This window comes from Bradyrhizobium sp. U531, from assembly GCF_051710265.1.
Lineage (GTDB): Bacteria > Pseudomonadota > Alphaproteobacteria > Rhizobiales > Xanthobacteraceae > Bradyrhizobium.
This window is the reverse complement of the sequence record NZ_JASVEN010000001.1, coordinates 563,832-589,826: the sequence shown is the minus strand read 5'-3', so window position 1 is coordinate 589,826 and position 25,995 is coordinate 563,832. Positions and strand designations below refer to the sequence as shown.

General features: G+C 64.0%; 20 protein-coding genes. 8 read left to right on the top strand and 12 right to left on the bottom strand.

The window, feature by feature from the left end; translation table 11 throughout:
- Positions 1–34: 34 nt before the first annotated feature.
- From rpoC to rplJ, 4 genes are all read right to left on the bottom strand, one after another.
- The gene (rpoC, locus tag QRQ56_RS02900; RefSeq protein ID WP_438737535.1) at positions 35–4,231 is read right to left on the bottom strand and encodes a DNA-directed RNA polymerase subunit beta'; all 4,197 of its coding nucleotides are present in this window, start codon (positions 4,229–4,231) and stop codon (positions 35–37) included.
- A gap of 129 nt (positions 4,232–4,360) precedes the next feature.
- A complete protein-coding gene (rpoB, locus tag QRQ56_RS02895) occupies positions 4,361–8,479 on the bottom strand; it encodes a DNA-directed RNA polymerase subunit beta (protein WP_097658734.1) in 4,119 nt (1,372 codons plus the stop codon).
- 483 nt (positions 8,480–8,962) lie between these two features.
- Positions 8,963–9,340 (bottom strand): 50S ribosomal protein L7/L12, encoded by a 378-nt coding sequence (rplL, locus tag QRQ56_RS02890; protein WP_008136432.1) that lies wholly within the window; start codon positions 9,338–9,340, stop codon positions 8,963–8,965.
- 54 nt (positions 9,341–9,394) lie between these two features.
- Complete coding sequence (gene rplJ, locus QRQ56_RS02885) at positions 9,395–9,913, bottom strand: 50S ribosomal protein L10 (protein WP_438737534.1); 519 nt, start codon at positions 9,911–9,913, stop codon at positions 9,395–9,397.
- Between the two features lie 710 nt (positions 9,914–10,623).
- Here rplJ and QRQ56_RS02880 point away from each other — a divergent pair.
- Positions 10,624–12,267 carry a hypothetical protein gene (locus QRQ56_RS02880; RefSeq protein WP_438737533.1) on the top strand — a complete coding sequence of 548 codons (1,644 nt, stop codon included), beginning with the start codon at positions 10,624–10,626 and terminating at the stop codon, positions 12,265–12,267.
- On the opposite strand, the gene QRQ56_RS02875 is transcribed toward QRQ56_RS02880, so the two are convergent.
- From QRQ56_RS02875 to QRQ56_RS02840, 8 genes are all read right to left on the bottom strand, one after another.
- Positions 12,264–13,214 carry a 2-hydroxyacid dehydrogenase gene (locus QRQ56_RS02875; RefSeq protein ID WP_438737531.1) on the bottom strand — a complete coding sequence of 317 codons (951 nt, stop codon included), beginning with the start codon at positions 13,212–13,214 and terminating at the stop codon, positions 12,264–12,266. The two genes, QRQ56_RS02880 and QRQ56_RS02875, sit on opposite strands and share 4 nt — an antisense overlap.
- A 122-nt stretch (positions 13,215–13,336) precedes the next feature.
- Complete coding sequence (gene rplA / locus QRQ56_RS02870; RefSeq protein WP_014494487.1) at positions 13,337–14,029, bottom strand: 50S ribosomal protein L1; 693 nt, start codon at positions 14,027–14,029, stop codon at positions 13,337–13,339.
- A gap of 6 nt (positions 14,030–14,035) precedes the next feature.
- The gene (rplK, locus tag QRQ56_RS02865) at positions 14,036–14,464 is read right to left on the bottom strand and encodes a 50S ribosomal protein L11 (RefSeq protein ID WP_006611824.1); all 429 of its coding nucleotides are present in this window, start codon (positions 14,462–14,464) and stop codon (positions 14,036–14,038) included.
- Positions 14,465–14,597: 133 nt separating this feature from the next.
- Positions 14,598–15,152 carry a transcription termination/antitermination protein NusG gene (gene nusG, locus QRQ56_RS02860; RefSeq protein ID WP_007602985.1) on the bottom strand — a complete coding sequence of 185 codons (555 nt, stop codon included), beginning with the start codon at positions 15,150–15,152 and terminating at the stop codon, positions 14,598–14,600.
- A complete protein-coding gene (gene secE / locus QRQ56_RS02855) occupies positions 15,152–15,343 on the bottom strand; it encodes a preprotein translocase subunit SecE (protein ID WP_438737530.1) in 192 nt (63 codons plus the stop codon). Before secE ends, nusG begins: the two co-directional genes overlap by 1 nt.
- Positions 15,344–15,698: 355 nt before the next feature.
- Entirely contained in the window at positions 15,699–16,967 is a 1,269-nt protein-coding gene (locus QRQ56_RS02850; protein ID WP_438737529.1) for a methyltransferase domain-containing protein, read from the bottom strand.
- 85 nt (positions 16,968–17,052) lie between these two features.
- A complete protein-coding gene (locus QRQ56_RS02845) occupies positions 17,053–18,072 on the bottom strand; it encodes a lysylphosphatidylglycerol synthase transmembrane domain-containing protein (RefSeq protein WP_438737528.1) in 1,020 nt (339 codons plus the stop codon).
- Positions 18,073–18,085: 13 nt separating this feature from the next.
- Positions 18,086–18,673: an SIS domain-containing protein gene (locus tag QRQ56_RS02840; protein ID WP_438737527.1), complete on the bottom strand. Its 588-nt coding sequence runs from the start codon at positions 18,671–18,673 to the stop codon at positions 18,086–18,088.
- A 165-nt stretch (positions 18,674–18,838) separates the two neighbouring features.
- On the opposite strand from QRQ56_RS02840, the gene QRQ56_RS02835 reads away from it, so the two are divergent.
- The 7 genes from QRQ56_RS02835 to QRQ56_RS02805 all read left to right on the top strand — a co-directional run bounded on the left by QRQ56_RS02835 (position 18,839) and on the right by QRQ56_RS02805 (position 25,989).
- A complete protein-coding gene (locus QRQ56_RS02835) occupies positions 18,839–19,852 on the top strand; it encodes an SDR family oxidoreductase (RefSeq protein ID WP_438737526.1) in 1,014 nt (337 codons plus the stop codon).
- 100 nt (positions 19,853–19,952) lie between these two features.
- Positions 19,953–21,515 carry a PfkB family carbohydrate kinase gene (locus QRQ56_RS02830; RefSeq protein ID WP_438737525.1) on the top strand — a complete coding sequence of 521 codons (1,563 nt, stop codon included), beginning with the start codon at positions 19,953–19,955 and terminating at the stop codon, positions 21,513–21,515.
- A 28-nt stretch (positions 21,516–21,543) separates the two neighbouring features.
- Entirely contained in the window at positions 21,544–22,545 is a 1,002-nt protein-coding gene (locus QRQ56_RS02825) for an NAD-dependent epimerase/dehydratase family protein (protein ID WP_438737524.1), read from the top strand.
- A gap of 5 nt (positions 22,546–22,550) precedes the next feature.
- Positions 22,551–23,162, top strand: a complete 612-nt coding sequence (locus tag QRQ56_RS02820; RefSeq protein ID WP_438737522.1) for a hypothetical protein — start codon at positions 22,551–22,553, stop codon at positions 23,160–23,162.
- Positions 23,159–24,196, top strand: a complete 1,038-nt coding sequence (locus QRQ56_RS02815; protein ID WP_438737521.1) for an aminoglycoside phosphotransferase family protein — start codon at positions 23,159–23,161, stop codon at positions 24,194–24,196. Before QRQ56_RS02820 ends, QRQ56_RS02815 begins: the two co-directional genes overlap by 4 nt.
- Positions 24,171–25,019, top strand: a complete 849-nt coding sequence (locus QRQ56_RS02810) for a transketolase (RefSeq protein ID WP_438737520.1) — start codon at positions 24,171–24,173, stop codon at positions 25,017–25,019. Before QRQ56_RS02815 ends, QRQ56_RS02810 begins: the two co-directional genes overlap by 26 nt.
- Before the next feature lie 10 nt (positions 25,020–25,029).
- Entirely contained in the window at positions 25,030–25,989 is a 960-nt protein-coding gene (locus tag QRQ56_RS02805; protein WP_438737519.1) for a transketolase family protein, read from the top strand.
- The last annotated feature ends 6 nt before the right edge of the window (positions 25,990–25,995 follow it).

Below are 25,995 nucleotides of genomic sequence, written 5' to 3'. Positions count from 1 at the left end.
TTTCATTGTCCTCGGTATTCCTACGGATGAACGATCATTCCGCGGGCGGCAGCGCAGGAAGCTCCGCTTCCGGCGCGGGCGACACGACGGCCGCCTGCTTCTCGCGCTCGTCCAGGATCAGCTTGTCGCGCTTCATTGCGACTTCGCGGATCTTGGCCATGGAGGCGCCGGTGCCTGCCGGGATCAGCCGGCCGACGATGACGTTCTCCTTGAGGCCTTCGAGCGGATCGACCTTGCCGTTGACCGCCGCTTCCGTGAGGACGCGGGTGGTCTCCTGGAACGAGGCCGCCGAGAAGAACGAACGGGTCTGGAGGCTCGCCTTGGTGATGCCGAGCAGAACCGGCGTACCCGTGGCGATCTTCTTGCCCTCTTCCTTGGCCTTCTCGTTCAGCACGTCGAACTCGATCTTGTCGACCTGCTCGCCGGAGATCATGTCCGTGTCGCCCTGGTCGGTGACTTCCACCTTCTGGAGCATCTGACGGACAATCACCTCGATGTGCTTGTCGTTGATGAGCACGCCCTGGAGCCGGTAGACCTCCTGGATCTCGTTGACCAGGTAGGCCGCAAGCTCCTCGATGCCCTTGACCGCGAGAATATCGTGCGGCGCCGGGTTGCCTTCGACGATGAAGTCGCCCTTTTCGACGACGTCGCCGTCCTGAAGGTGGATGTGCTTGCCCTTCGGGATCAGGTACTCGCGCGGCTCGTCGGTCTTGTCCATCGGCTCGATCGAGATGCGACGCTTGTTCTTGTAGTCGCGCCCGAACCGGATGGTGCCCGAGATTTCGGCGATGATCGCCGCATCCTTCGGACGCCGGGCCTCGAACAGTTCCGCCACCCGCGGCAGACCGCCGGTGATGTCACGCGTCTTGGCGCTTTCGGTCGAGACACGGGCGAGGATGTCGCCCGCCTGAACCTTGGCTCCGATGTCGACCGATAGAATGCCGTCGACCGACAGCATGTAGCGGGCATCGCCGCCGCGGGCGAGCTTGAGCACCTTGCCGTCCTTGCCCTTGACCACGATGGCGGGACGCAAGTCCCCGCCGCCGCGCGTCGAGCGCCAGTCGATGACCACGCGCTTGGCGATGCCGGTGGCTTCGTCCAGCGTTTCCGAGATCGACAGACCTTCGATCAGATCCTCGAAGCCGATCGTGCCTTCCACTTCGGTAAGCAGCGGACGGGTGTAGGGATCCCACTCGACGATACGCTGGCCGCGCTTGACCATGTCGCCTTCGTCGATGTGCAGACGCGAGCCGTACTGGACGCGGTGCGTCGCACGCTCGGTGCCGTCGGCATCGACGATCGCCACCACCATGTTGCGCACCATCGCGACCAGGTGACCTTCGCTGTTGCGGGCGATGGCCTTGTTCCGGATCACGATCTTGCCGTCGAAATTGGCTTCGACGAAAGACTGCTCGTTGAGCTGCGCCGCACCGCCGATGTGGAACGTGCGCATGGTGAGCTGGGTGCCCGGCTCGCCGATCGACTGCGCCGCGATGACGCCGACGGCTTCACCGTGGTTGACCGGCGTGCCGCGGGCGAGGTCACGGCCATAGCACATGCCGCAGATCCCGTTGACGAGTTCGCAAGTCAGCGCCGAGCGGATCTTCACCTCCTGGACGCCACCCTGCTGGATGGCGTCCAGATGGCTCTCTTCCATCAGCGTGTCGCGCTTGATGATCACCTTGCCGGAGCTGTCACGGATGTCTTCGCAGGCCGTGCGTCCGAGGATGCGCGAGCCGAGCGAAGCAACCACGGTGCCGGCATCGACGATGGCGCGCATCTTGATGCCGAGCTTGGTGCCGCAGTCACTCTGCGTGATGATGCAGTCCTGCGCGACGTCGACCAGACGACGGGTCAGGTAGCCGGAGTTGGCCGTCTTCAACGCGGTGTCCGCGAGGCCCTTACGGGCGCCGTGGGTCGAGTTGAAGTACTCGAGCACCGAGAGGCCTTCCTTGAAGTTCGAGATGATCGGCGTCTCGATGATCTCGCCGGACGGCTTGGCCATCAGGCCGCGCATGCCCGCGAGCTGGCGCATCTGGGCCGGCGAACCACGGGCACCGGAGTGAGCCATCATCCAGATCGAGTTGATGTCGGCATCGGCCCCGCTCGCCGTCTTCTTGGTCGAGGAGATCTCCTTCATCATCGCCTTGGCGATTTCTTCCGTGGCCTTCGACCAGGCGTCGACGACCTTGTTGTACTTCTCGCCATGGGTGATCAGACCGTCGTTGTACTGCTGCTCGAAATCCTTCGCCAGAGTACGGGTGGTGTCGACGATCTTCCACTTGCCGTGCGGCACGACCATGTCGTCCTTGCCGAACGAGATGCCGGCCTTGAACGCGTTGTAGAAGCCCAGCGCCATGATGCGGTCGCAGAAGATCACCGTCTCCTTCTGACCGCAGTGACGGTAGACCTGGTCGATCACGCCGGAGATCTCGCGCTTGGTCATCAGCTTGTTGATGATCTCGTACGAAATCCGCGGGTTCTTCGGCAGCAGATGGCCGAGCATGACGCGGCCCGCAGTGGTCTCGATCCAGCGCGTCGAGACCTTGCCGGTCTCGTCCATACCCTGCCACCGGTACTTGATCTTGGTGTGGAGGTGGATGACCTTCGCATGCAGCGCGTGCTCGAGTTCGGCCATGTCGCCGAAGATCTTGCCCTCGCCGGGCAGACCTTCGCGCATGATCGAGACGTAGTAGAGACCGAGCACGATGTCCTGCGACGGCACGATGATCGGCTGGCCGTTCGCCGGGTGCAGGATGTTGTTGGTCGACATCATCAGGACGCGCGCTTCCAGCTGCGCTTCGAGCGACAGCGGGACGTGCACGGCCATCTGGTCACCGTCGAAGTCGGCGTTGAACGCCGAGCAGACCAGCGGATGCAGCTGGATCGCCTTGCCTTCGATCAGCACGGGCTCGAACGCCTGAATGCCGAGGCGATGCAGCGTCGGCGCGCGGTTGAGCAGCACCGGATGCTCGCGGATGACCTCGTCCAGGATGTCCCAGACCTCGGGCCGCTCCTTCTCGACCAGCTTCTTGGCCTGCTTCACCGTGGTGGACAGGCCCTTGGCGTCGAGCCGCGAGTAGATGAACGGCTTGAACAGCTCGAGCGCCATCTTCTTCGGCAAGCCGCACTGATGCAGGCGCAGCTCGGGACCGACCACGATCACCGAACGGCCCGAATAGTCGACGCGCTTGCCGAGCAGGTTCTGACGGAAGCGGCCCTGCTTGCCCTTGAGCATGTCGGCGAGCGACTTCAGCGGGCGCTTGTTGGCGCCGGTGATGACGCGGCCGCGGCGGCCGTTGTCGAACAGCGCATCGACCGCTTCCTGAAGCATGCGCTTCTCGTTGCGGATGATGATGTCCGGTGCGCGCAGCTCCATCAGCCGCTTCAAGCGGTTGTTGCGGTTGATGACGCGGCGGTAGAGGTCGTTCAGGTCCGAGGTCGCGAAGCGGCCGCCGTCGAGCGGCACCAGCGGACGCAGGTCCGGCGGGATCACCGGGACCACGGTCATGATCATCCATTCCGGCTTGTTGCCGGAGTGGCGGAACGCTTCCACGATCTTCAGGCGCTTGGCGAGCTTCTTGTGCTTGATGTCGGAGTCGGTCTCCTGCATCTCGGCGCGCAGGGACAGCTCGAGCTTCTCGAGGTCCATGCCCTTGAGCAGCTCGCGGATCGCCTCGGCGCCGATCATGGCGGTGAAGCTGTCCTGGCCGTACTCGTCCTGCGCCTTCAGATACTCGTCTTCAGACAGGAGCTGACGGTCCTTGAGCGCGGTGAGACCCGGCTCGAGAACGACGTAGTATTCGAAATAGAGGATCCGCTCGAGATCCTTCAGCGTCATGTCCAGCAGAAGGCCGATGCGCGAGGGCAGCGACTTCAGGAACCAGATGTGGGCGACGGGGGCTGCGAGCTCGATATGGCCCATGCGCTCGCGCCGGACGCGCGACAGCGTGACCTCGACCGAGCACTTCTCGCAGATGATGCCCTTGTACTTCATGCGCTTGTACTTGCCGCACAGGCACTCGTAATCCTTGATCGGCCCGAAGATGCGGGCGCAGAACAGGCCGTCGCGCTCGGGCTTGAAGGTACGGTAGTTGATGGTCTCCGGCTTCTTGATCTCGCCGTAGGACCAGGACAGAATCTTCTCTGGAGACGCGATCGAGATCCGGATCTGGTCGAAGACCTGAGCCGGCGTCGTCGGGTTGAAGAGATTCATAATTTCTTGGTTCATCGTCTTCTCCTCGCGTGCCGGTCGCCTCCGGCCGCAAATTCGAAAATCACTCAAGCAGGGCGCCCTGCCCTCAAGGCCTCGGACGGGGCGCCGGTGCCCGGCCGCGAAGGCCGGGCATGAAAGGTCGAGTTACTCGGCCGCTTCCGACGTCGGCGCCGGTCCCACCTTGGAGTTGTGCAGGTCGACGTTGAGGCCGAGCGAGCGCATTTCCTTGACCAGCACGTTGAACGATTCCGGAATACCGGCCTCGAACGTGTCGTCGCCGCGCACGATCGCCTCGTACACCTTGGTGCGGCCGGCGACGTCGTCCGACTTCACCGTCAGCATTTCCTGGAGCGTGTACGCCGCACCGTAAGCTTCGAGCGCCCACACTTCCATTTCGCCGAAGCGCTGGCCGCCGAACTGCGCCTTGCCACCCAGCGGCTGCTGGGTCACGAGCGAGTACGGACCGATCGAACGCGCATGGATCTTGTCGTCGACGAGATGGTGCAGCTTGAGCATGTAGATGTAGCCCACCGTCACCTTGCGGTCGAACGCGTCGCCGGTACGGCCGTCATAGACGGTCGACTGGCCCGAAGCGTCGAGACCCGCAAGCTTCAGCATCTCCTCGATGTCGGCTTCCTTGGCGCCGTCGAACACGGGCGTTGCGATCGGCACGCCGCGGCTGAGGTTATGGCCGAGCTCGATCAGTTCGTTGTCGTTGAGCGACTTGATCGTCTCGTCCTCGCCGTAGACCTTCTTCAAGGTTTCCTTCAGCGGCTTGATGTCCTGCTTCGACAGATAGGCATCGACCGTCTGGCCGATACGCTTGCCGAGGCCGGCGCAGGCCCAGCCGAGATGGGTCTCGAGGATCTGTCCGACGTTCATGCGGGAGGGCACGCCCAGCGGATTGAGCACGATGTCGGCGTGCGTACCGTCTTCGAGGAACGGCATGTCCTCGATCGGCACGATCTTCGACACCACGCCCTTGTTGCCGTGGCGGCCGGCCATCTTGTCGCCGGGCTGGATCTTGCGCTTCACCGCGACGAAGACCTTGACCATCTTCATCACGCCGGGCGGCAATTCGTCACCGCGCTGAAGCTTCTCGACCTTGTCGAGGAAGCGCTGCTCGAGGCCCTTCTTCGACTCGTCGTACTGCTTCCGCATGGCCTCGATCTCGGCCATCAGCTTGTCGTTCGGCGAGGCGAACAGCCACCACTGCGACTTCGGGTACTCCTCGAGCACCGCACGGGTGATCTTGGTGTCCTTCTTGAAGCCCTTGGGACCGGCAATGCCCTGCCGCCCTTCGAGCAGCTCGGCAAGACGGTTGTAGACGTTGCGGTCCAGGATCGCCTGCTCGTCGTCGCGGTCCTTGGCCAGACGCTCGATCTCTTCCCGCTCGATCGCCAGCGCACGCTCGTCCTTGTCGACGCCGTGACGGTTGAACACGCGGACTTCCACGATCGTGCCCTGCACGCCCGGGGGAACGCGCAGCGAGGTGTCGCGAACGTCCGATGCCTTTTCGCCGAAGATGGCGCGCAGGAGCTTTTCTTCCGGCGTCATCGGGCTCTCGCCCTTCGGCGTGATCTTGCCGACCAGGATGTCGCCGGCGCGCACTTCCGCGCCGATGTAGACGATACCGGCTTCGTCGAGGTTCTTCAGCGCTTCTTCCGAGACGTTCGGAATGTCGCGGGTGATTTCCTCAGGCCCGAGCTTGGTGTCGCGGGCCATCACCTCGAACTCCTCGATGTGGATCGAGGTGAAGACGTCTTCCTTCACGATCCGCTCGGAGAGCAGGATCGAGTCTTCGAAGTTGTAGCCGTTCCACGGCATGAACGCGACGAGCACGTTGCGGCCGAGCGCGAGCTCGCCGAGATCGGTCGACGGACCGTCGGCGATGATGTCGCCCTTCTTGACGATGTCGCCGACCTTCACCAGCGGACGCTGGTTGATGCAGGTCGACTGGTTGGAGCGCTGGTACTTCATCAGACGGTAGATATCGACGCCCGACTTGGTCGGATCGAGATCTTCCGTAGCGCGGATGACGACGCGGGTCGCGTCGATCTGGTCGATCACGCCCGAACGGCGCGCCGCGATCGCAGCACCCGAGTCACGCGCAACCACGCCTTCCATGCCGGTGCCGACGAACGGCGCCTCGGCGCGAACCAGCGGCACCGCCTGGCGCTGCATGTTCGAGCCCATCAGCGCGCGGTTGGCGTCGTCGTTCTCGAGGAACGGGATCAGCGCCGCGGCGACCGAAACGAGCTGCTTCGGCGACACGTCCATGTAGTCGACCTTGTCCGGCGTCACCGGCAAGACTTCGCCGGCGTGACGGCAGACCACGAGGTCTTCGGTGAAGCGGCCCTTCGGGTCGAGCGGCACGTTGGCCTGCGCGACCGTGTAACGGCCCTCTTCCATCGCCGAGAGGTACACGACCTCGTCGGTGACGCGGCCGTCCTTGACCTTGCGGTACGGCGTCTCGACGAAGCCGTACTTGTTCACGCGCGCGAACGTCGCGAGCGAGTTGATCAGACCGATGTTCGGGCCTTCCGGCGTCTCGATCGGGCAGATACGGCCGTAATGGGTCGGATGCACGTCGCGGACTTCGAAGCCGGCGCGCTCGCGGGTCAGACCGCCCGGTCCAAGCGCCGAGAGACGGCGCTTGTGGGTGATCTCCGAGAGCGGGTTGGTCTGGTCCATGAACTGCGAGAGCTGCGAGGAGCCGAAGAACTCGCGCACGGCGGCAGCCGCCGGCTTGGCGTTGATCAGGTCCTGCGGCATGACCGTGTCGATGTCGACCGAGGACATGCGCTCCTTGATCGCGCGCTCCATGCGGAGCAGGCCGATGCGGTACTGGTTCTCCATGAGCTCGCCGACCGAACGCACGCGGCGGTTGCCGAGATGGTCGATGTCGTCGATCTCGCCCTTGCCGTCGCGCAAATCCACCAGCGTCTTGATGACGGAGAGGATGTCTTCCTTGCGCAGCGTACGCTGGGTGTCGGGCGCATCGAGGTCGAGACGCATGTTCATCTTGACGCGGCCGACCGCGGAGAGGTCGTAACGCTCCGCGTCGAAGAACAGCGACTGGAACATCGCCTGCGCCGAATCCAGCGTCGGCGGCTCGCCCGGACGCATCACGCGGTAGATGTCGAACAGCGCGTCTTCACGCGTCATGTTCTTGTCGGCCGAGAGCGTGTTGCGGATGTAGGGACCGACATTGACGTGGTCGATGTCGAGCAGCGGCAGTTCCTTGTAGCCGTGCTCGTTGAGCACCTTCATCGACTTGTCGGTGATTTCCTCACCGGCTTCGGCGTGGATCTCGCCCGTCTTCGGGTTGACGAGGTCCTCGGCGATGTAGTTGCCGACCAGTTCCTCGTCGGCCAGGCGCAGCGCCTTCAGCCCCTTTTCCTGGAGCTGGCGGGCGGCACGAACGGTGAGCTTCTTGCCGGCCTCGAGCACGACCTTGCCGGTGTCGGCGTCGATCAGGTCGTTGACGGTCGAGTAGCCGCGGAAACGGTTGGCGTCGAACGGAACGCGCCAGCCTTCCTTGGTCCGCTTGTAGAGGATCTTCTTGTAGAACGTGGACAGGATCGCCTCGCCGTCGAGACCGAGGGCGAACATCAGCGACGTCACCGGAATCTTGCGGCGACGGTCGATACGCGCATAGACGATGTCCTTGGCGTCGAACTCGATGTCGAGCCAGGAGCCGCGATACGGGATCACGCGGGCGGCGAACAGCAGCTTGCCCGACGAGTGGGTCTTGCCCTTGTCGTGGTCGAAGAACACGCCCGGCGAACGGTGCATCTGCGAGACGATGACGCGCTCGGTGCCGTTGACGATGAAGGTGCCGTTCATCGTCATGAGCGGGATGTCGCCCATGTAGACGTCCTGCTCCTTGATGTCCTTGACCGACTTCGCGCCGGTTTCCTCGTCGATATCGAACACGATGAGGCGGAGCGTCACCTTCAGCGGCGCAGCAAAGGTCATGCCGCGCTGGCGGCACTCGTCGACGTCGTATTTCGGCTGCTCGAACTCGTAGCGAACGAATTCCAGCATCGAGGTGCCCGAGAAGTCGGAGATCGGGAACACCGAGCGGAACACCGCCTGCAGGCCCTCGTCGAGGCGACCACCCGTGGGTTCATCGACCATCAGGAACTGGTCGTAAGACGCCTTCTGAACCTCGATGAGGTTCGGCATCTCGGCGACTTCCTTGATGTGTCCGAAGAACTTGCGAACGCGTTTGCGACCGGTGAATGTCTGCTGCGCCATCGTGGCCTCTCATTTTCGTCGCCCGCTCTGGGCGAACCGTCCGGAACGCAGCTGCCGCCGCTCCCCGGGTTGAATTTTTCGAACCCGCTTTGGGGGCCGGAGACTCAGTTTCAGGTGGGAATGTCCTGAATCTGTTCTTCAGACCTTCAAAACGCAAAACGACGCGCGGGGCGCATAGGCACGCCCGCCCGTCACAACGATCGTTTTCACGGACTGCAAAAGCCCGAAATAGCTTGCTCTCCCAACGGCTTACAGGGAAATCCGGCATCCCTGCCCACCGCGCTTTCGTGCTGCCGAACCGATATGGGGCGACAATAGTGCAGATTCGAGGGTTAAACCCTCCAATCCCCACACTTTTTCGTGTTCGACCTGCGTCGGGACGTTCCGTCGCACGCCTTTTGCATCCGGCCCACCCTTGGAGGGATGGACCAAGATCCCGGGCTTCGCGCGATGCGCGCCCGGGATCTCGTTAGTAAGCGGTGCTTACTTGAGCTCGACCTTGGCGCCAGCCTTCTCGAGCTGGACCTTGATCTTCTCGGCTTCGTCCTTGTTCACGCCTTCCTTGACAGGCTTCGGCGCGCCCTCGACGAGGTCCTTTGCTTCCTTCAGGCCCAGGCCGGTGATGGCGCGGACTTCCTTGATGACCTCGATCTTCTTGTCGCCGGCCGAGGCCAGGACAACCGTGAACTCGGTCTTCTCTTCAGCCGGAGCGGCGGCAGCGCCACCACCAGCCGGGCCGGCCACGGCGACGGCCGCGGCAGCCGAAACGCCCCACTTCTCTTCGAGGAGCTTCGCGAGTTCGGCAGCTTCGAGCACGGTGAGGCTCGAGAGGTCGTCAACGATCTTCTGCAAGTCAGCCATTGTTCAGTTTCCTTAGGTGTAAGTCTGGTTCGGGTTTGAGTATTGCGAAGGGCGTCAGGCCGCTTCGCCCTTTGAGGCATGAGCCTGGATGACGCGCGCGAGCTTGCCCGCGGGCGCATTGGCGAGCTGAGCGATCTTGGTCGCCGGAGCCACAAGCAGGCCGACGATCTTTGCGCGCAGTTCATCAAGCGACGGCAGTGAGGCAAGCGCCTTCACGCTGTCGACACTCAGGACGGTCTTTCCCATCGAGCCGCCAATGATGACGAACTTTTCGTTCGCCTTGGCGAATTCGACGGCGACCTTTGGCGCCGCTACCGGATCGTTCGAAGTGGCGATCACGGTCGGTCCCTTCAGCATGGGGCCGATGGCAACGACGTCAGTGCCTTCAAGAGCAATTTTGGCGAGACGGTTCTTCGAGACCTTCACCGAGGCGCCAGCCTGCTTCATCTGCATGCGCAGCTTCTGCATCTGGGCAACGGTCAGGCCGGAATATTGGGCAACGATCGCGACGCTCGTGGTCTTGAAGACCCCATTGAGCTGTTCGACCGCGTCCTTTTTTGCCGCTCGTTCCACAGCAAGCTCTTTCCGGTTGGCGGTCATCGCAAAAGCGGGACCGCCGGGTTGCACCCATCGTCCCACCCAAAACCTGAACCTCAGGGTCAAACCCCATCGGACACGCGCCGGGCGAGACGACAATTCAAAGCCTGCCCTCCGGGAGCCCCTTGGGGAGCCCACGGCGTGTCGAGGTCCGAACCAAACTTCTTTCCGCGACCACCGTTAAGGTGGAATGCGAAGTGAAATCCAGTCTTCACCCGTCTATGCAGGCCATGCGATTAAGCCGTTGAGAAATCGAAACTTCCCGCGGGCGCCTGCAGTCTTGGACAGGACAAGGTCAGTCGGCGAACCGCCCGACCCTTGCCCGCATCCCACCAACCGACGAATTTCCCTTCCTTTTCGGGCAAATCCTTGCGGACGTCCTGAAAAGGAATGATCTCCTGTCTGTCGGGTTTTCGGAATGCGTGCACGAACGCGCCAGCCGAGGCCGGTACGTCCGGAAGCGGTTCTTTAACCGCTCGGGCCCTGCTTGCCAAGAGCAAAATTCACACCAGTTCCAATCCGTTGCCGGCGGGGCTTGAGGCGGGCGCAAAAGATACGATCCGGCAGAAGGTTAGCAAATCCTTTTCGCACAAGGCCTCATCGGAATACACGCCTTACGGATCAGGCAAGGTCTCTCAGCTACAGGTTGAGCCCCTTCCCGTCCAGGGACCAGATTCGAATTGAGCATGTCCCGGCACATCGTCACCCTAATCATCGGTCTGGTGATCCTGGCTGCCGTCTTCGGGGCGTTGGGAACCAGTTCGTTTCCGGTGATGGCCCTCGCCTTTCTCATGCACATCATCGTGGGCGGCCTCAACGTTGTCTGGATGATCGTGGTCCTGGGCATGATGATGTATGGCGCGCTCCGGAAACATCCCGGCCTGATCGCCGCACCCCCGGTGTTCTTCGCAATCTGGTTCGGCGCATCAGTCTGGAGCCGCTATCACGTCGAAGCGACCACCGACCCCGCCCTCGCCGTCCGCACGATCCCGGCCGAATTAATGTCCATTCGTACCGTCACCTTGGTGACCCACGGGGTCCGGGGTTGCTGCGGTCAGATCACGCTGCTCGCCGACGGCTTGGTCGATCGCTACGTCCACGCCACTGACGACGAGAAAGGCCATATCGGCCCCATCCGGATGACCGAGCTTGCCGCAGCCAAGGATTGCACCGGCGACGAGCTGCGCAACTCGGAACTCCTGCAACGCGCAGGGCGCATCGGCGAATGCCTGAAGACAGCGACGATCGACGCCATCCCTGACGGCCTCGTGGTTCGTATGAAGCCCAGGCCCTATTACCCGATGGTCGACTGCTGCACCGTCGGCACGCTCAATGTCCGGCAGAACGGCGAAGAGCGCATTGCGGTGACCTGGCACTCCGGCCGGCGGATCGTCCTCAGCTACGCCCCGCTCTTTGGAATGCCCGACACACCAGACCGCACGGGATCGGTATGGGAGGGATCCTCCGGCGGTCCATCGCAAATGGTCTGGATCGGCGGCCCCACCTTTACCGGTGAAGACCTTGCGGCCGCCGCCTACGGCATCGATTGGGCCGCACCGCCAAAGGTGCCCGATGTCGGCATTGCCGAGTTGACCCGCCGCGCAATCGAAATCTCCAAAGGCCCGACCCGCACCGCCGCGCTCGACGTCGCCCTGCTGATCCAGGCCAAGGGCGGCGTCAGCGACGATCTGCTCGCTGTGATGGCGTCCTTCATCGAACTGTCGAGCAGCTCCAGCAGCGCCTACCAATCGATCCAGAAATTCTGGTTCAAGCTCGATCCAGGCCAGCAGCGCAAGTTCCTCGACCTGATCGTGGCGCGCATGCAGGATCCCGCCGCCGGCTTCGACTACAACAGCACCATGCTGCCTTTTCACTGGGATGCCGAGAAATTTCCCGGAATAGCGGATCAGGCGCTACGCGTCTTCGAAGAACGAGGCGGCCTCAAGACCTGGGAATACGAGCTGGCACTGCGGCTGGCCAACGAGACCGCATATCAATCGGATCAATATGTGGACGAACAGCGGAAACGCTTCCGCGTGATACGCGACGACTCCAGCGAGGCCTTCGTCAGCCGCGTGCTGGCATTCAAGCGGGTCTATCTCAATCGCAATGACGAGGAGCGTGAATTTCTTGCGCAGCAGCTCGATCGCGTCCCCGACGCGCGGCTTGAGCAATTCCTGCATGCTGCTGGCTGGAGCAGTCCCCATCCCGCTCTGACGCCAATGACCCGAGTGCTGCGCGAACGAGCGGCGACGCGCATTGCCGATGTCAAAGACGACAAGCTCCGACGCGAACTCCAGGACAAATTCCGCTTCAATCGCGCCGGTTAGGATTTGACCCCATAAGGCAGCGGCTTGCCCTCGAAGAAGGCGGTCAGGTTCGCCAGCACGCAGCCCTGCATGGCGACGTGCGATTCTAGGGTGTGGCCGCCGATATGGGGGGCGAACACCACGTTGGGGAGCGCGGTCAGGGCGTCGGGGGCGTGCGGTTCCTTCTCGAACACGTCGAGGCCGGCCCCCGCGATGGTCTTGTCGGTCAGCGCCGCGACCAAGGCCGTCTGGTCGATGACGGAGCCGCGGGAGATGTTGACGACATAGCCGTCCGCCCCGAGGCGCCTCAGGATGTCGGCATTGACGACGTGCTGGGTGTCGGCCCCTGCCCGCACCGCGATCATCAGGACGCTGCACCAGTCGGCCAGCGCCTCGAGCGTCGGGAAATATTGATACGGCAGATCGTATTTGGTCCGGCTGAAATAGCCGACCTCGCTCTCGAAGGCGGCGCAGCGCGCGGCGATCTTGCGGCCGATCTCGCCCATGCCGTAGACGCCGATGCGGCGGCCGGGCATGCCGGCCTGCGGCCGCATCATCGGCGACGGCTTCGAGGCCGCCCAGTCGCCGCTGCGGACATATTGGTCGGCCACCAGGATCCGCCGGGTCGTCGCCAGCATCAGGGTCATCGCGATGTCAGCGACGGAAGCCGCATTGGCGCCCGGGCTGTGGCCGACCGCGATGTTGCGCGCGGCGGCAGCCTCGAGGTCGACGCCGTCATAGCCCGTGCCGTAGCAGACGATGGCGCCGAGCTTCGGAAACAGGTCCATCGCCTCCGCACCGAGCGGCGAGCCGCCGGCGGTGAGCAGCGCGCGGATGCCGCCGAGTTCGTCTGCCGAAAGCACCTCGCGCGCGGGCTTGCCGCTGGTGTCGAGCAGCTCGAAGCGCTCGGCGAAGCGCGCCATCATCGTCTTGGGAAAGCGCGAATAGATCAGGACCTTGTCAGCCATTTCTTCTTGTTTCCCGGTTCTTGTTTCCGATGAGCGCCACCACAAACGACGAGGGGCGGAATCGGTTGCCCAATTCCGCCCCTCGCCTCATGCAATTTTCAAACCTCTGGCCGAGGCAGACCTTAGCCGAGGATGGTGCCCGGCTCGACCTTCACGCCCGGGCCCATCGTCGAGGACACCGCAACGCGCTGGATGTAGGTGCCCTTGGAGCCAGCCGGCTTCGCCTTCGAGACAGCATCGGCGAGAGCCTTGATGTTCTCGACCAGCTTCTCCTCGGAGAACGAGGCCTTGCCGACGCCGGCCTGCAGAATGCCGGCCTTCTCGACACGGAACTCGACCGAGCCGCCCTTGGCACCCTTCACCGCACCGGTGACGTCCATGGTCACGGTGCCGATCTTCGGGTTCGGCATCAGGCCGCGCGGGCCGAGCACCTTACCGAGACGGCCGACCAGCGGCATCATGTCGGGAGTGGCGATACAACGGTCGAAATCGATCGAACCGTTCTGCACCTTCTCGACCAGGTCTTCGGCGCCGACGACGTCGGCACCGGCGGCCTTGGCTTCATCGGCCTTGGCGCCGCGGGCGAACACGCCGACGCGGAGCGTACGGCCGGTGCCGTTCGGCAGGGTCACGACGCCGCGGACCATCTGGTCGGCGTGACGCGGATCGACGCCGAGATTGATCGCGACCTCGATGGTCTCGTCGAACTTCGCCTTGGCGCGTTCCTTGACCATCTTGATGGCGTCCGCGAGCGGGTAAAGCTTTTCGCGGTCAACACCTTCGCGGGCTTTGTTCAAACGCTTTCCGATTGCCATGACCGCTTACCCCGCCACTTCCAGACCCATCGAGCGGGCAGAGCCCTCGACCATCTTCATGGCCGACTCGATCGAGTCGCAATTGAGATCTTTCATCTTCTTCTCGGCGATCTCGCGCACCTGCGCCTTGGTCACCTTGCCGGCCTTGTCACGGCCCGGCGCCTTCGAGCCGGACTGGATCTTGGCAGCCTGCTTGAGGAAGAAGGACATCGGGGGGGTCTTCATCTCGAACGTGAACGAACGATCGGCGTAGATCGTGATCACGACGGGAATCGGGGTGTTCTTCTCTTCCTTCTGGGTCTGGGCGTTGAACGCCTTGCAGAACTCCATGATGTTGAGACCGCGCTGACCGAGCGCGGGACCGATCGGGGGCGAAGGATTCGCCGCACCGGCCGGGACCTGAAGCTTCAGGTATCCGGTCACTTTCTTTGCCATGTATCACTCCTGTTGTGCCGGCGACCGCCGGCGGTTTCAGGTTCGTGGTGGGGACCTCAAGCGGCTGGCAACCGCCCTCGTCCTCCCACGGCCTCTCTTTGCGAAAAGCCTCTCGGCTTTCCGCATTACCCGATCAGACCTTCTCGACCTGACCGAATTCCAGTTCGACCGGCGTGGCGCGGCCGAAGATCGACACCGCGACCTTCACGCGCGAGCGCGCCTCGTCGATTTCCTCGACAACGCCAGAGAACGAGGCGAACGGGCCATCGGCCACGCGCACGTTCTCGCCGATCTCGAACGACACCGACGCCTTCGGCCGTTCCACGCCCTCCTGCACCTGGTGCAGGATCCGCATGGCTTCGGCTTCCGAGATCGGCATCGGCTTGTTTTCAGCGCCGAGGAAACCCGTGACCTTCGGCGTGTTCTTGATCAGATGAAACGCCTCGTCGGTCAGCTTCATCTTCACCAGCACGTAGCCGGGGAAGAACTTGCGCTCGGCGTCGATCTTGCGGCCGCGGCGCACTTCCGTGACCTTCTCGGTCGGCACCAGCACCAGCTCGAACAGCTCCTCGAGCCCGCGCTGCTTGGCCTGCTCGCGAATGGATTCGGCGACCTTCTTCTCGAAGTTCGAATAGGCGTGGACGATGTACCAGCGCTTGTCGGACAGTTGAGCGGTTGCTGTTGCCATCAGTGAATGCCCAGAAGGAAGGTGATGAGGACGCGGATGATCTGGTCGGCGGCGAAGAAGAAGATCGAGGATACGGCGACCATGACGAACACCATGATGGTGGTGATCGTGGTTTCGCGGCGGGTCGGCCAGGTGACCTTGGCGGTCTCCGAACGCACTTCCTGCAAGAACTTGAACGGGCTGACTGCCATCGTTTGAATGTCCAACGTCCGTCGCCAGACGCGCATGATTTTCAGGGATCCGAACAGCCGCCGTTGGCCCAACCCTCTGTCTCGAAGGATGAGCCGGAATCCGGGCTCGATTGTTCGGGGATTTCAAAGCCGCGCCGGAGATCCGCGTCTAACGGGCCGGCAGCGAGTGCGGGGTATCTACTGCGGATGAGACCAAACGTCAAGGTAGCGGCGCGCCGGCCAAACCGTCCGTCCCCCACGGAGGGCTCCGCCAGAGCCCATCCGAATCAACGACTTAACGGGCCGCCTGCCCAAGCTCGGGGCTTGAGGCGGCCGGGCCGCCCTCCCCGTACCGACGGCGGCCGCGGACGCCCCGTCAGTCGGCCCGGTCGACCATGGCGATGCCCGGCAGCGGCACCACGAACTTGCCGCCTTCGGCGAAATAGCGGGCGTGCTTGGCCCTGATCGGGTCGACATAGCGCCATGCGAAGACGACGACGAAGGCCGGCTTGCGCTCGTACAGGGCTGCCGGCGGCAGGATCGGGATGTCGTAGCCCGGACCGGCCATCACGTTGCCCTTCTTGGGGTCGTCGTCGACCAGGAAGTCGATCTTGTTCTCGAGGCCGAACTGCGGCAGCAGCGTCGTGGTGCCCACGGAGACGCCGTAGCCGGCCACCGACTGACCGCGCGCATGGGCGGCATCCGCCATCGCGACCAGCTCGTCGCGGATGGCGGCGATCCGCTTCACATAGGGCGCGTAATAGGCCGGCTGGTCGACCCCGAGCCGGTCTTCCTCGGCCACGAAGCGCGCCACCTCGGCCGACGGCTTCTTGGCGCCGCCGGCGCGCTGCACGGTCACGCGGATCGAGCCGCCCTTGGTCTCGATGTGCTGGACGTCGATCAGCTCCATGCCGAGCCGTGCGAAGAAACGGATCAGCGGCTTGATGTTAAAATAGGAGAGATGCTCGTGATAGACGGTGTCGAGCAGGTTCTTCTCGGTGACGTCGAGGCCGTATTGCGTCTCGAACACGAACAGGCCGTCCGGCGCGAGCACGTCGCGAACCCCGATCACGAGCGGATCGAGATTGTCGACATTGGCGATCATGTTGTTGGCGATCACGACGCTGGCCGCACCGTGGCTCTTCAGGATGCGGTGACCGATCGCATCGGTGAAGAAATCGCCGATGGTCTCGATCCCCGCCTCGGTCGCGCGCTTGGCGATATCGACGGCGGGATCGACACCGAGCACCCGCATGCCGCGCTCCTTGAAGAAGCCGAGCAGCGATCCGTCGTTGCTGCCGAGCTCGACGACCAGCGAGCCCGGCGCGATGCCGAAGCGGCTGACGACGTCGTTGGCATAGCCGGCGAAGTGCTCGCGCAGGCCGAGCGAGAGCGAGGTGGTGTAGACGTAATTGCGGTACTGGATCTCGGGATTGCCGACATGGAGAATCTGGAGGTGGCCGCAATCCCTGCACAGATGCAGCGCCATCGGCACCGCGGCGCGGAACACGGGATCGTCGACGCTCGCGTCCGGGACCTGGAAGTTCGGCGTGCCGATCGGCATGCCGGCCATCGGAACGACCAGCTCTTGCTTGTCCGAAAGACAGAGACGGCAGGTGTGGCGGACGTAGAACAGGTTTTTCATCGTTGAACCGAAAAATGAGATGCGCGATCGGGTGAGGCAATCCCACCCCGTGAAGACCAGACCGGCTGCAGCGGGCTCAAGCGGGTCATGGGTGGCTCGAGACTTCCTTGCCCAGCCCGTCATAGCTGGGAGCGTTCTCCGCCGCTTTCGCGGCCTTGTCCGCTGAATACGATCCGCGCTCCGGACTTGCCAGCCAGATCGCGCCGCCGACGAGCCCGATGATCACGCTGATGGCGCCGAGCAGCAGCGAAACCGACAGCGCTTGCTCGGACGGCACGCCCGCCAGGCCGAGGCAGGCGACCATCGCCCCCTCGCGAACGCCCCAGCCGCTGATCGAGATCGGGACGGCCGTCAACAGCACCACGGGCGGAATCAGGATGCCGGCATCTACAACCGAGAGCTGTGCCCCGACACCGCGCGCCAGGGCGAAGCAGGCCGTCGCGGTCACAAGATGGATGAGCAGCGCCGACCCGAACAGCAAGGCGCGGCGCTCGGACTGCAGGAGAAGAAACCGGACCAGCGCACCGAACCGGACGAAGCTCGCGATCGCCGGATGGGCGATCAGACGCTTGGGCAGACGGTCGAGCGTCAACAGGACCACGGTGCCGGCGACGCCGGCCAGCGTCAGCCCGCCGATGGCCAGGATCGCGGCCTGATCGGACACGCGCGACAGCAGGAACGGCAACCCGGCCACCATCAGCGCGATCAGCCCGATCAACGCCGTGAAGCGGTCGGCCGCAACGCCCTTGACCGCCTCAGGCCATTGCACGCCGCGCTGGCGCAGCAGCCACATCCGCACCGCGTCGCCGCCGACCGAGGACGGCAACACCTGGTTGAACCAGAGGCTGATCATCAGGATGCGCCAGCCCGCGAGCCAGTCCAGCGACACGCCGAGCGCGCGCATGATCAGCTCCCAGCGGCCGTTGAGCACGAAGGTCTGGAAGAAGATCAACGCCAGCGCGAGGACGAACAGCAAGGGATCGACCGAGACGAGATGGCTGCGGAGCCGCTGCAGGTCGAGACCGCGCGCGATGTAGACCAGCACCGCGATCGACAGCAGCAGCTTTACCGAAAACAGGGCCGCCTGCTTGAACCGCGACTGCATCGGATGCCTCGCCTCAGGACGCCGGATATTCCGCACGACCGATGACGAGGTCGATCGCGGCCATCATCCAGAACTGGTGCGTGGTCTCGACAATGTTGTAGCTGTGGCTGTCGGCGAAGAAATTGACGTCGCCGAGATTGCGCAAGGGGTTGTCCGCATTCATGCCCGACAGCGTGATCACGTCGAGCTTCATCGCGCGCGCCTGCGCAACCGCATTGAGAATGTTCTTCGAGCGCCCCGACGAGCTGATCGCGACGAGGCAGTCGCCGGCGCGCGCGTTCAGCCGCACGGCGTGCGCGATCCAATCCTCGAACCCGTAGTCGTTGGCCAGGCACGACATCATGCTCGCGTCGCTGAAGCAGAGCGCAGGCACGGAGCCGTTCTTGGAAAGATCGATCGCCAGATGCGAGGCGATGCCGGCCGAACCGCCGTTGCCAATGAAGATGACGCGGCCGCCCTGCTCGCGCGCGCGCAGCCAGATCGCGCGCGTGGCGGAGATGGCTGCGAAAACGCGATCGTCGACCGCCGTCGCGCGATGGAGGCGCCCCACATAATCGTCGAGGAAAGCCTTGTGATCGGGGTCGACGGACTCAACTGGCATGGGCTGGCGGCTCGGCTGCAACATGACGCCCTGATACCGGCTATTACTAGGGATTGCAAAGGTATAATGCTTGCAAAGTCGGCGAGCGGCTGATAGTCGGCTTTCGGGTTTCACTTAACATTGGCGGGCCTGTTTCGCTGGGCATTCGCGTCACGGATGTTCCCCATGAAATGCATTGTTACTGGTGGCGCAGGATTCATCGGAAGCCACCTCGTCGATCGCCTCCTCGACGATGGCCACGAAGTCATCGCGCTCGATAATTTCGTGATCGGCCGCCCCGAGAATCTGGCCTCGCGCGCCAATTCGAGCCAGCTCAAGGTCGTGCGAGCCGACGTCACCGACCTCGAATCGATCAAGCCGTATTTCCACGGGATCGACTGGGTTTTCCACCTCGCCGCACTCGCCGACATCGTTCCCTCGATCGAGTCCCCGATCCCGTATCATCGCGCCAATGTCGACGGCACGGTCAACGTGCTCGAGGCAGCGCGGCACGCCGGCGCCAAGCGCTTCGTCTACGCCGCCTCGTCGTCCTGCTACGGCATCCCCGACGTCTATCCGACGCCGGAGACCGCCGAGATCCGGCCGATGTACCCTTACGCGCTTACCAAAAATCTCGGCGAGCAGTGCGTCATGCACTGGTGCCAGGTCTACAAGCTGCCCGCGGTCGCGCTGCGCCTGTTCAACGTGTATGGGCCGCGCCATCGCACCACCGGCACCTACGGTGCCGTGTTCGGCGTCTTCATGGCGCAGAAGCTCGCCGGCAAGCCGTTCACGGTGGTCGGCGACGGCGAGCAGACGCGCGACTTCACCTTTGTGAGCGACGTCGCCGACGCCTTCGTGACCGCCGCGGGCTCCGACGTCTCGCAGGAAATACTCAACGTCGGCTCGGACAACACCTACAGCGTCAACCGGCTCGTCGAGCTTCTCGGCGGCGAGAAGGTCCACATTCCCAAACGGCCCGGCGAGCCCGATTGCACCTACGCCGACATCAACAAGATCAAGCGCGTTCTGAACTGGGCGCCGAAGGTCAAGTTCGAGGACGGCGTCGCGACGATGCTGAAATCGATGGATCAGTACAAGGACGCGCCCTTGTGGACCGTCGACAAGATCGCCGACGCCACCAAGGACTGGTTCAAATATCTCGGTGAGGACAACGGCTCGCCCAAAGCAAGCTCTTGAACAGGGGCAAGCTCTTGAACAGGTTCGCCGGGTATCGTTGCTGCGAGTCGATCATTTCCGGGCGGCCATCTGAGACCTACCGGCGCTTTGGATAATTCACATGGGTAATACGAACGACAAACCAGCCGTGCACCCGGCACCGCACGACAAGATCAAGACGGTCGAAGAGCTCGGCGAGGTGGCGCGCGCCGCCCAGGCAAAGGGCCTGACCGTCGCGCTCTGTCATGGCGTGTTCGATCTGGTCCATCTCGGCCACGTCCGTCACATCCTTGCGGCGCGCAACGAGGCCGACGTGGTCATCGTGACCATCACCGCCGACCGTTTCGTCAACAAGGGCCCGGGACGGCCGATCTTCCCGGAGACCATGCGCGCCGAGATGCTGGCGGCGCTCGGGACCGTCGACTGGGTCGGGATCAACCAGACATCGAGCGCCGAGCCGGTGCTCGATACCGTGCGCCCCGACATCTATGTGAAGGGCTCGGACTACGAGAATCCCGAGGACGACGTCACCGGCAAGATCGCGACCGAGCGCGAGGCCGTCGAGCGCCATGGCGGCCGCATCGTGTTCACGCGCGACGTGACGTTCAGCTCATCGACCTTGCTGAACCGCTATTTCGACATCTACGACCCCCCGCTGCGCGACTACCTCCAGAAGGTGCGCGAAGGCGGCGGCGCCGACCGGCTGCTGAAGCTGATCGACAAGATCCAGGACATGCACGTCGTGCTGGTCGGCGACACCATCATCGACGAATACCAGTACGTCACGGCGCTCGGAAAAGCCTCGAAAGAGAACATCGTCGCGACGCTGCTCAAGAACGGCGAGCAATTTGCCGGCGGCGTCATCGCCGCCGCCAACCACGTCGCGAGCTTCTGCAAGTCGGTCGAGATCGTCACCACGCTCGGCGGCAACGACTACCCAGAAGAGTTCATTCGCGCGCATGTCCGCCCGAACGTCACGCTCACGCCGATCCGCATCCAGGGCCGGCCGACGACGCGCAAATTGCGCTACGTCGAGATGGGCTACCTGCACAAGCTGTTCGAAGTCTACACCATGGACGACACGCCGCTCGACGAAGCGGCGCGCAAGGAGATCGACAAGGTCACCGCCGAGCGCGTGCGCGGCGCGGACGTCGTCATCGTCACCGATTTCGGCCATGGCATGATCGCATCCAGCACGATCGACACGTTGATCGCGAACTCCAAATTCCTGGCGGTCAACGCCCAGAGCAACAGCGGGAACCACGGCTACAACCTGATCACGAAGTATCCGAAGGCCGACTACGTCTGCATCGACGCGCCGGAGGCGCGCCTCGCCGCCACCGACAAGTTCAACGACATCGCATCGGTGATCGAGGACGGCCTGCATCGCAAGATCGATTGCGACAACATGATCATCACGCACGGCTCGTTCGGCTGCTACCCCTTCTCGTCGAAGACCGGCGTCGCGCGCGTGCCCGCTTTCACCAAGACCGTCGTCGACACGGTCGGCGCCGGCGACGCCTTCCTGACGATTACGGCACCGCTGGTGGCGGCCGGCGGCAACATCGAGGACGTCGCCTTCATCGGCAACGCGGCGGGCGCGATCAAGGTCGGCATCGTCGGCCACCGCAGCTCGGTCGAGAAGGCGCCGCTGGTCAAGTTCGTCACCGCGTTGTTGAAGTAACGCGATCAAAAAAATCTGGAGAACGACAGTGATTGATCAGAAATGGAACGTGATGGTCACCGGTGGCGCCGGCTATGTCGGCAGCGTGCTGGTTCCCCAGTTGCTGGCGGCCGGCCACAAGGTCACCGTGCTCGACCTCTTCATGTACGGCGACGACGTCTTCGGCGCCGCCCGTGACAATCCCAACCTTCGCCTGATCAAGGGCGACATCCGCGACGAGGCCGCGATCAACGAGGCCATGCGCGGCAACAACGCCGTGATCCACCTCGCCTGCATCTCCAACGACCCCTCGTTCGAGCTGGACCCGGGGCTCGGCAAGTCCATCAACTACGACTGCTTCCGTCCGATGGTGCGCGCCGCCAAGAAGGCCGGCGTCAAGCGCTTCATCTACGCCTCCTCCTCGAGCGTCTACGGCATCAAGGACGAGGCCGAGGTGACCGAGGAGCTGTCCTGCGAGCCGCTGACGGACTACTCCAAGTTCAAGGCGATGTGCGAGACCGATCTCGCCGAGGAGGCAGCGCCCGGCTTCGTCACCTGCACGGTTCGTCCCGCCACGGTCTGCGGCTACGCTCCGCGGCAGCGGCTCGACGTCGTCGTCAACATCCTGACCAACCTCGCGGTCAACACCGGCCGCATCCGCGTGTTCGGCGGTACGCAGAAGCGCCCCAATTTGCACATCCAGGACATGTCGGCGGCCTATCTGTTCCTGCTGCAGCAGGACGATGCGAAGATCGACGGCAAGACCTACAACATCGGCTACGAGAACCACTCGCTGATGAAGATCGCCGACATCGTCAAGTCGGTGGTCGGCGACAAGGTCGAGGTGGCCGTCGAGCCGACCGACGATCTGCGCTCCTACCACGTCTCCTCGGACAAGATCCGCCGCGAGCTTGGATTTGCGCCGACGCACACGATCGAGCAGGCCGTGTCCGGTCTGGTGGACGCCTTCAAGGGCGGCCGCCTGCCGAACTCGCTGAACGATCCCCGGTACTTCAACATCAAGATGATGCAGAACATCAGCCTGAAGTGAGCGGCGTGCGGATCGGCATCGATTTCGACAACACGATCATCTGCTACGACAAGGTCTTTCCCGCCGTCGCGCACCAGCGTGGGCTGGTGCCCGAGGGCTGGGCGGGGCTGAAGACCGAGTTGCGGGATTTCCTGCGATCCCGCGCCGGCGGCGAGCTGGCCTGGCAAGGGCTGCAGGGCTACGTCTACGGCAAGGGCATCGGCGGCGCCGAGATCTATCCCGGCGTCCGCGAATTTCTCGCAAGCTGCCGCAAGGCCGGCGCGAGCGTCTACGTCGTCAGCCACAAGACCCAGTTTGGCCATCAGGACCCCGATCGCGTCGATCTGCGCGAGGCGGCGCGCGGCTGGTTGAAGGGCGCCGGCCTGGTCGGCACGGAGGATGCGGCGCTGGCGGCGGGCAACATCTATTTCGAGGATACACTGCCGGCCAAGGTCGAGCGGCTCGCGAGCCTGAAGCTCGATATCTTCATCGACGATCTCGTCGACGTGTTCGAGCAGCCGCACTTTCCGAAGACGACGCGATCGATCCTGTTCACGCAGGCGCGCCCCCCTCACCCCGGTCATTGCGAGCCGCTTGCGACCTGGGCGGAGATCAGCCGCGGAGTGTTCGCGCAATGAGCGAGCCGGACCTCAGCGCGCAGGACGCGATCGCGATCGGCAGCCGCCTCGCTGGCGCACCGGTCACGGCCGCGCATCCGGCGCGGTCCGGCGGCAACAACAGGGTGTTTCGGCTGGAGATGGCGGAAGGCCCCGCCCTCGCCCTCAAGCATTATCCGTCCGACGGGCGCGATCGCCTGGGACAAGAATACGACGCGCTCGCATTTCTGTCGCGCCACGGCATCACGTCGACGCCGAGGCCGATCGCCAGGGACACCGGGGCGTTCTGCGCGGTCTATCAATGGTTCGACGGCGACGCGGCGGTCCTGCATCCCCACGCGGACGATGCCGATCAACTGGCCGATTTCCTGATCGCGCTGCAGAAGCTGCGCAACGCCGAGGGTGCGCAGACGTTGCGGAACGCATCGGCCGCCATCTTTTCGCCCGAGGAGGCCATCGCCCAATACGAGCAGCGCCTGGAGGGCTTGAGGCGCGAGCAGCAGGATCACCCCGAGCTGTGCGCGTTCATCGACGGTAGCCTGGTTCCCAGCACGGCCATCGCCATCCGGCGGCTCCGCCAGCGCTATGCGGAACTGGGGCGGGATCCCGCGGCGGACCTGTTGCCCGCGCACCGTGCACTGAGCCCGTCGGATTTCGGACTGCACAACGCGCTGCGCGCCGACGACGGCCGGCTGCGCTTCATCGACTTCGAATATTTCGGCTGGGACGATCCGGTCAAGCTCGTGTCGGACACCGCGATTCACCCCGGCAGCGATCTGCCCGAAACCAGCGCGAATCGCTTGATCGAACGGCTCTCGCGCGCGTTCGAGGCTGGGGATGACGCGTTTGCGATCCGCCGTGACGTACTGTATCCTGTGTTCGGGGCGATCTGGTGCCTGATTGTCCTGAATGCTTATTTGCCCGAAAGCCGCTCCCGGCGCGCCTTGGTTGCGCAAGGTGGCGATCTGACGGTTCGCCTTGCCGGCCAGCTCGACAAAGCCCGCCGGCTTCATCAAACGATTTGCCAACGTGATCCAGATCTCACCCCACGCTGAAGCCGCCCTCACCTGCACGCTGGACGAGCGCAGTCTCTATTTGCGCCGCCTGGTCCTCGGTTCTGTCCGTTCGGCCGGACGCGGCCATGTCGGTCCTGCCCTGTCGCTGATCGAGATGGTCCGCGTTCTCTACGACGACGTACTGCGGATCGACCCGAAGAACCCGCTCGATCCCGAGCGCGACCGCGCCATCCTCAGCAAGGGACACGGTTGTCTTGCGCTGTACGCGCTGCTCGCCGATCGCGGCTTCTTCCCGCTGTCGGAGCTCGACGGCTTCTGCGGCCCCGACAGCATCCTGGGCGGACATCCCGAATACGGCATGGTGCCGGGTGTCGAGGCCTCGACCGGCGCGCTCGGACACGGCCTGTCGATCGGCGTCGGCCTTGCGCTCGCCGCCCGCATGCGCGAGCGCAGCTACCGGACCTTCGTGCTGCTCGGCGACGGCGAGATCAACGAGGGATCGGTGTGGGAAGCCGCGATGGGCGCGGCCAAGCACGGGCTCGACAACCTCGTCGCGATGATCGACTACAACAAGCTGCAGAGCTACGGCCCCACCGACTACGTGCTGCCGCTGGAGCCGCTCGCGGACAAGTGGCGCAGCTTCGGTTTCGCCGTGCAGGAGGTCAACGGCCACGACGTCGGCGCGCTGCGCACCGTCCTGAAGCAGATTCCGGCCGTCTCGGGCAAGCCCACAGCGGTGATCTGCCATACCGTCAAGGGCAAGGGTCTGCCGGCCGCGGAATCCAACGCGGATTGGCATCACAAGAACAAGCTGACCGACAGCGAGCTCGACGCCATTCGCGTCGCCGTCGGCGATTTTTGATCGGCATCCCATGCGCAACACAGCGATGAACATGGTCCACAAGCTCGCCGCGCGCGACGAGCGTGTGCTTTACATCGGCTCCGATCCCGGCGCCGGCACCCTGCGTGCGATGAGCAAGGAGTTTCCCAAGCGCCATCTGATCGAGGGCATTTCGGAAGCGCACATCATCGGCATGTCGGCCGGCCTCGCGATGGAGGGCTTCGTCCCCTACGTGAACACCATCGCGACCTTCCTCACCCGCCGTTGCTACGAGCAGGTCGCCGTCGATCTCTGCCTGCACAATCTGCCGGTGCGGCTGATCGCCAATGGCGGCGGGCTCGTCTACGCCCCGCTCGGTCCCACCCACCAGGCGATCGAGGACATCGCCATCATGCGGGCGCTGCCGAACATGACGGTGATCTGCCCGTGCGACGCCGACGAAGCGGCGCGCATGATGGAGCACACGCTGGACTGGAAGGGCCCGATCTACATCCGGCTCGGCAAGGGCGGCGATGCGATCGTCTCCAAGGCCGAGCACGGCTTCGAGATCGGCAAGGCCATCCTGATGCGCCCGCCGGGCGACGTCCTCATGGTCACCACCGGCATCATGCTCCAGCGCGCGCTGGCCGCGGCCGACCTGCTCGCCGCCCAAGGCGTTCGCGCCGGCATCCTGCACATGCACACGGTGAAGCCGCTCGACACCGCGGCGCTGCTGCAGGCGATCCGCGGCGTCAAGCTGCTGGCGACGCTGGAGGAGCACGTGCCCTCCGGCGGCCTCGGCAGCGCCGTCGCCGAGACGCTGATCGACAAGCTCGGCTCCGGCCTGCCCGCGATGCTGCGGCTGTCGCTGCCCGACCGCTTCATGCACAATTACGGCTCGCAGGACTCGCTGCTGAAGAAGCACGGTCTCTCCGCCAACGCCATTGCGACCTCGATCGAGCATGCGCTCGCGGCGTCGCGCTCATCCGCTCCTCAACTCCATTCCACCTGACGGTTC

Excerpts from the sequence above, each read along its gene's own strand:
- rpoC (WP_438737535.1), bottom strand. The coding sequence starts at position 4,231 with ATGAACCAAGAAATTATGAATCTCTTCAACCCGACGACGCCGGCTCAG.
- rpoB (WP_097658734.1), bottom strand. The coding sequence starts at position 8,479 with ATGGCGCAGCAGACATTCACCGGTCGCAAACGCGTTCGCAAGTTCTTC.
- rplL (WP_008136432.1), bottom strand. The coding sequence starts at position 9,340 with ATGGCTGACTTGCAGAAGATCGTTGACGACCTCTCGAGCCTCACCGTG.
- QRQ56_RS02880 (WP_438737533.1), top strand. The coding sequence starts at position 10,624 with ATGTCCCGGCACATCGTCACCCTAATCATCGGTCTGGTGATCCTGGCT.
- QRQ56_RS02875 (WP_438737531.1), bottom strand. The coding sequence starts at position 13,214 with ATGGCTGACAAGGTCCTGATCTATTCGCGCTTTCCCAAGACGATGATG.
- rplA (WP_014494487.1), bottom strand. The coding sequence starts at position 14,029 with ATGGCAATCGGAAAGCGTTTGAACAAAGCCCGCGAAGGTGTTGACCGC.
- rplK (WP_006611824.1), bottom strand. The coding sequence starts at position 14,464 with ATGGCAAAGAAAGTGACCGGATACCTGAAGCTTCAGGTCCCGGCCGGT.
- nusG (WP_007602985.1), bottom strand. The coding sequence starts at position 15,152 with ATGGCAACAGCAACCGCTCAACTGTCCGACAAGCGCTGGTACATCGTC.
- secE (WP_438737530.1), bottom strand. The coding sequence starts at position 15,343 with ATGGCAGTCAGCCCGTTCAAGTTCTTGCAGGAAGTGCGTTCGGAGACC.
- QRQ56_RS02850 (WP_438737529.1), bottom strand. The coding sequence starts at position 16,967 with ATGAAAAACCTGTTCTACGTCCGCCACACCTGCCGTCTCTGTCTTTCG.
- QRQ56_RS02845 (WP_438737528.1), bottom strand. The coding sequence starts at position 18,072 with ATGCAGTCGCGGTTCAAGCAGGCGGCCCTGTTTTCGGTAAAGCTGCTG.
- QRQ56_RS02840 (WP_438737527.1), bottom strand. The coding sequence starts at position 18,673 with ATGCCAGTTGAGTCCGTCGACCCCGATCACAAGGCTTTCCTCGACGAT.
- QRQ56_RS02835 (WP_438737526.1), top strand. The coding sequence starts at position 18,839 with ATGAAATGCATTGTTACTGGTGGCGCAGGATTCATCGGAAGCCACCTC.
- QRQ56_RS02830 (WP_438737525.1), top strand. The coding sequence starts at position 19,953 with ATGGGTAATACGAACGACAAACCAGCCGTGCACCCGGCACCGCACGAC.
- QRQ56_RS02815 (WP_438737521.1), top strand. The coding sequence starts at position 23,159 with ATGAGCGAGCCGGACCTCAGCGCGCAGGACGCGATCGCGATCGGCAGC.
- QRQ56_RS02805 (WP_438737519.1), top strand. The coding sequence starts at position 25,030 with ATGCGCAACACAGCGATGAACATGGTCCACAAGCTCGCCGCGCGCGAC.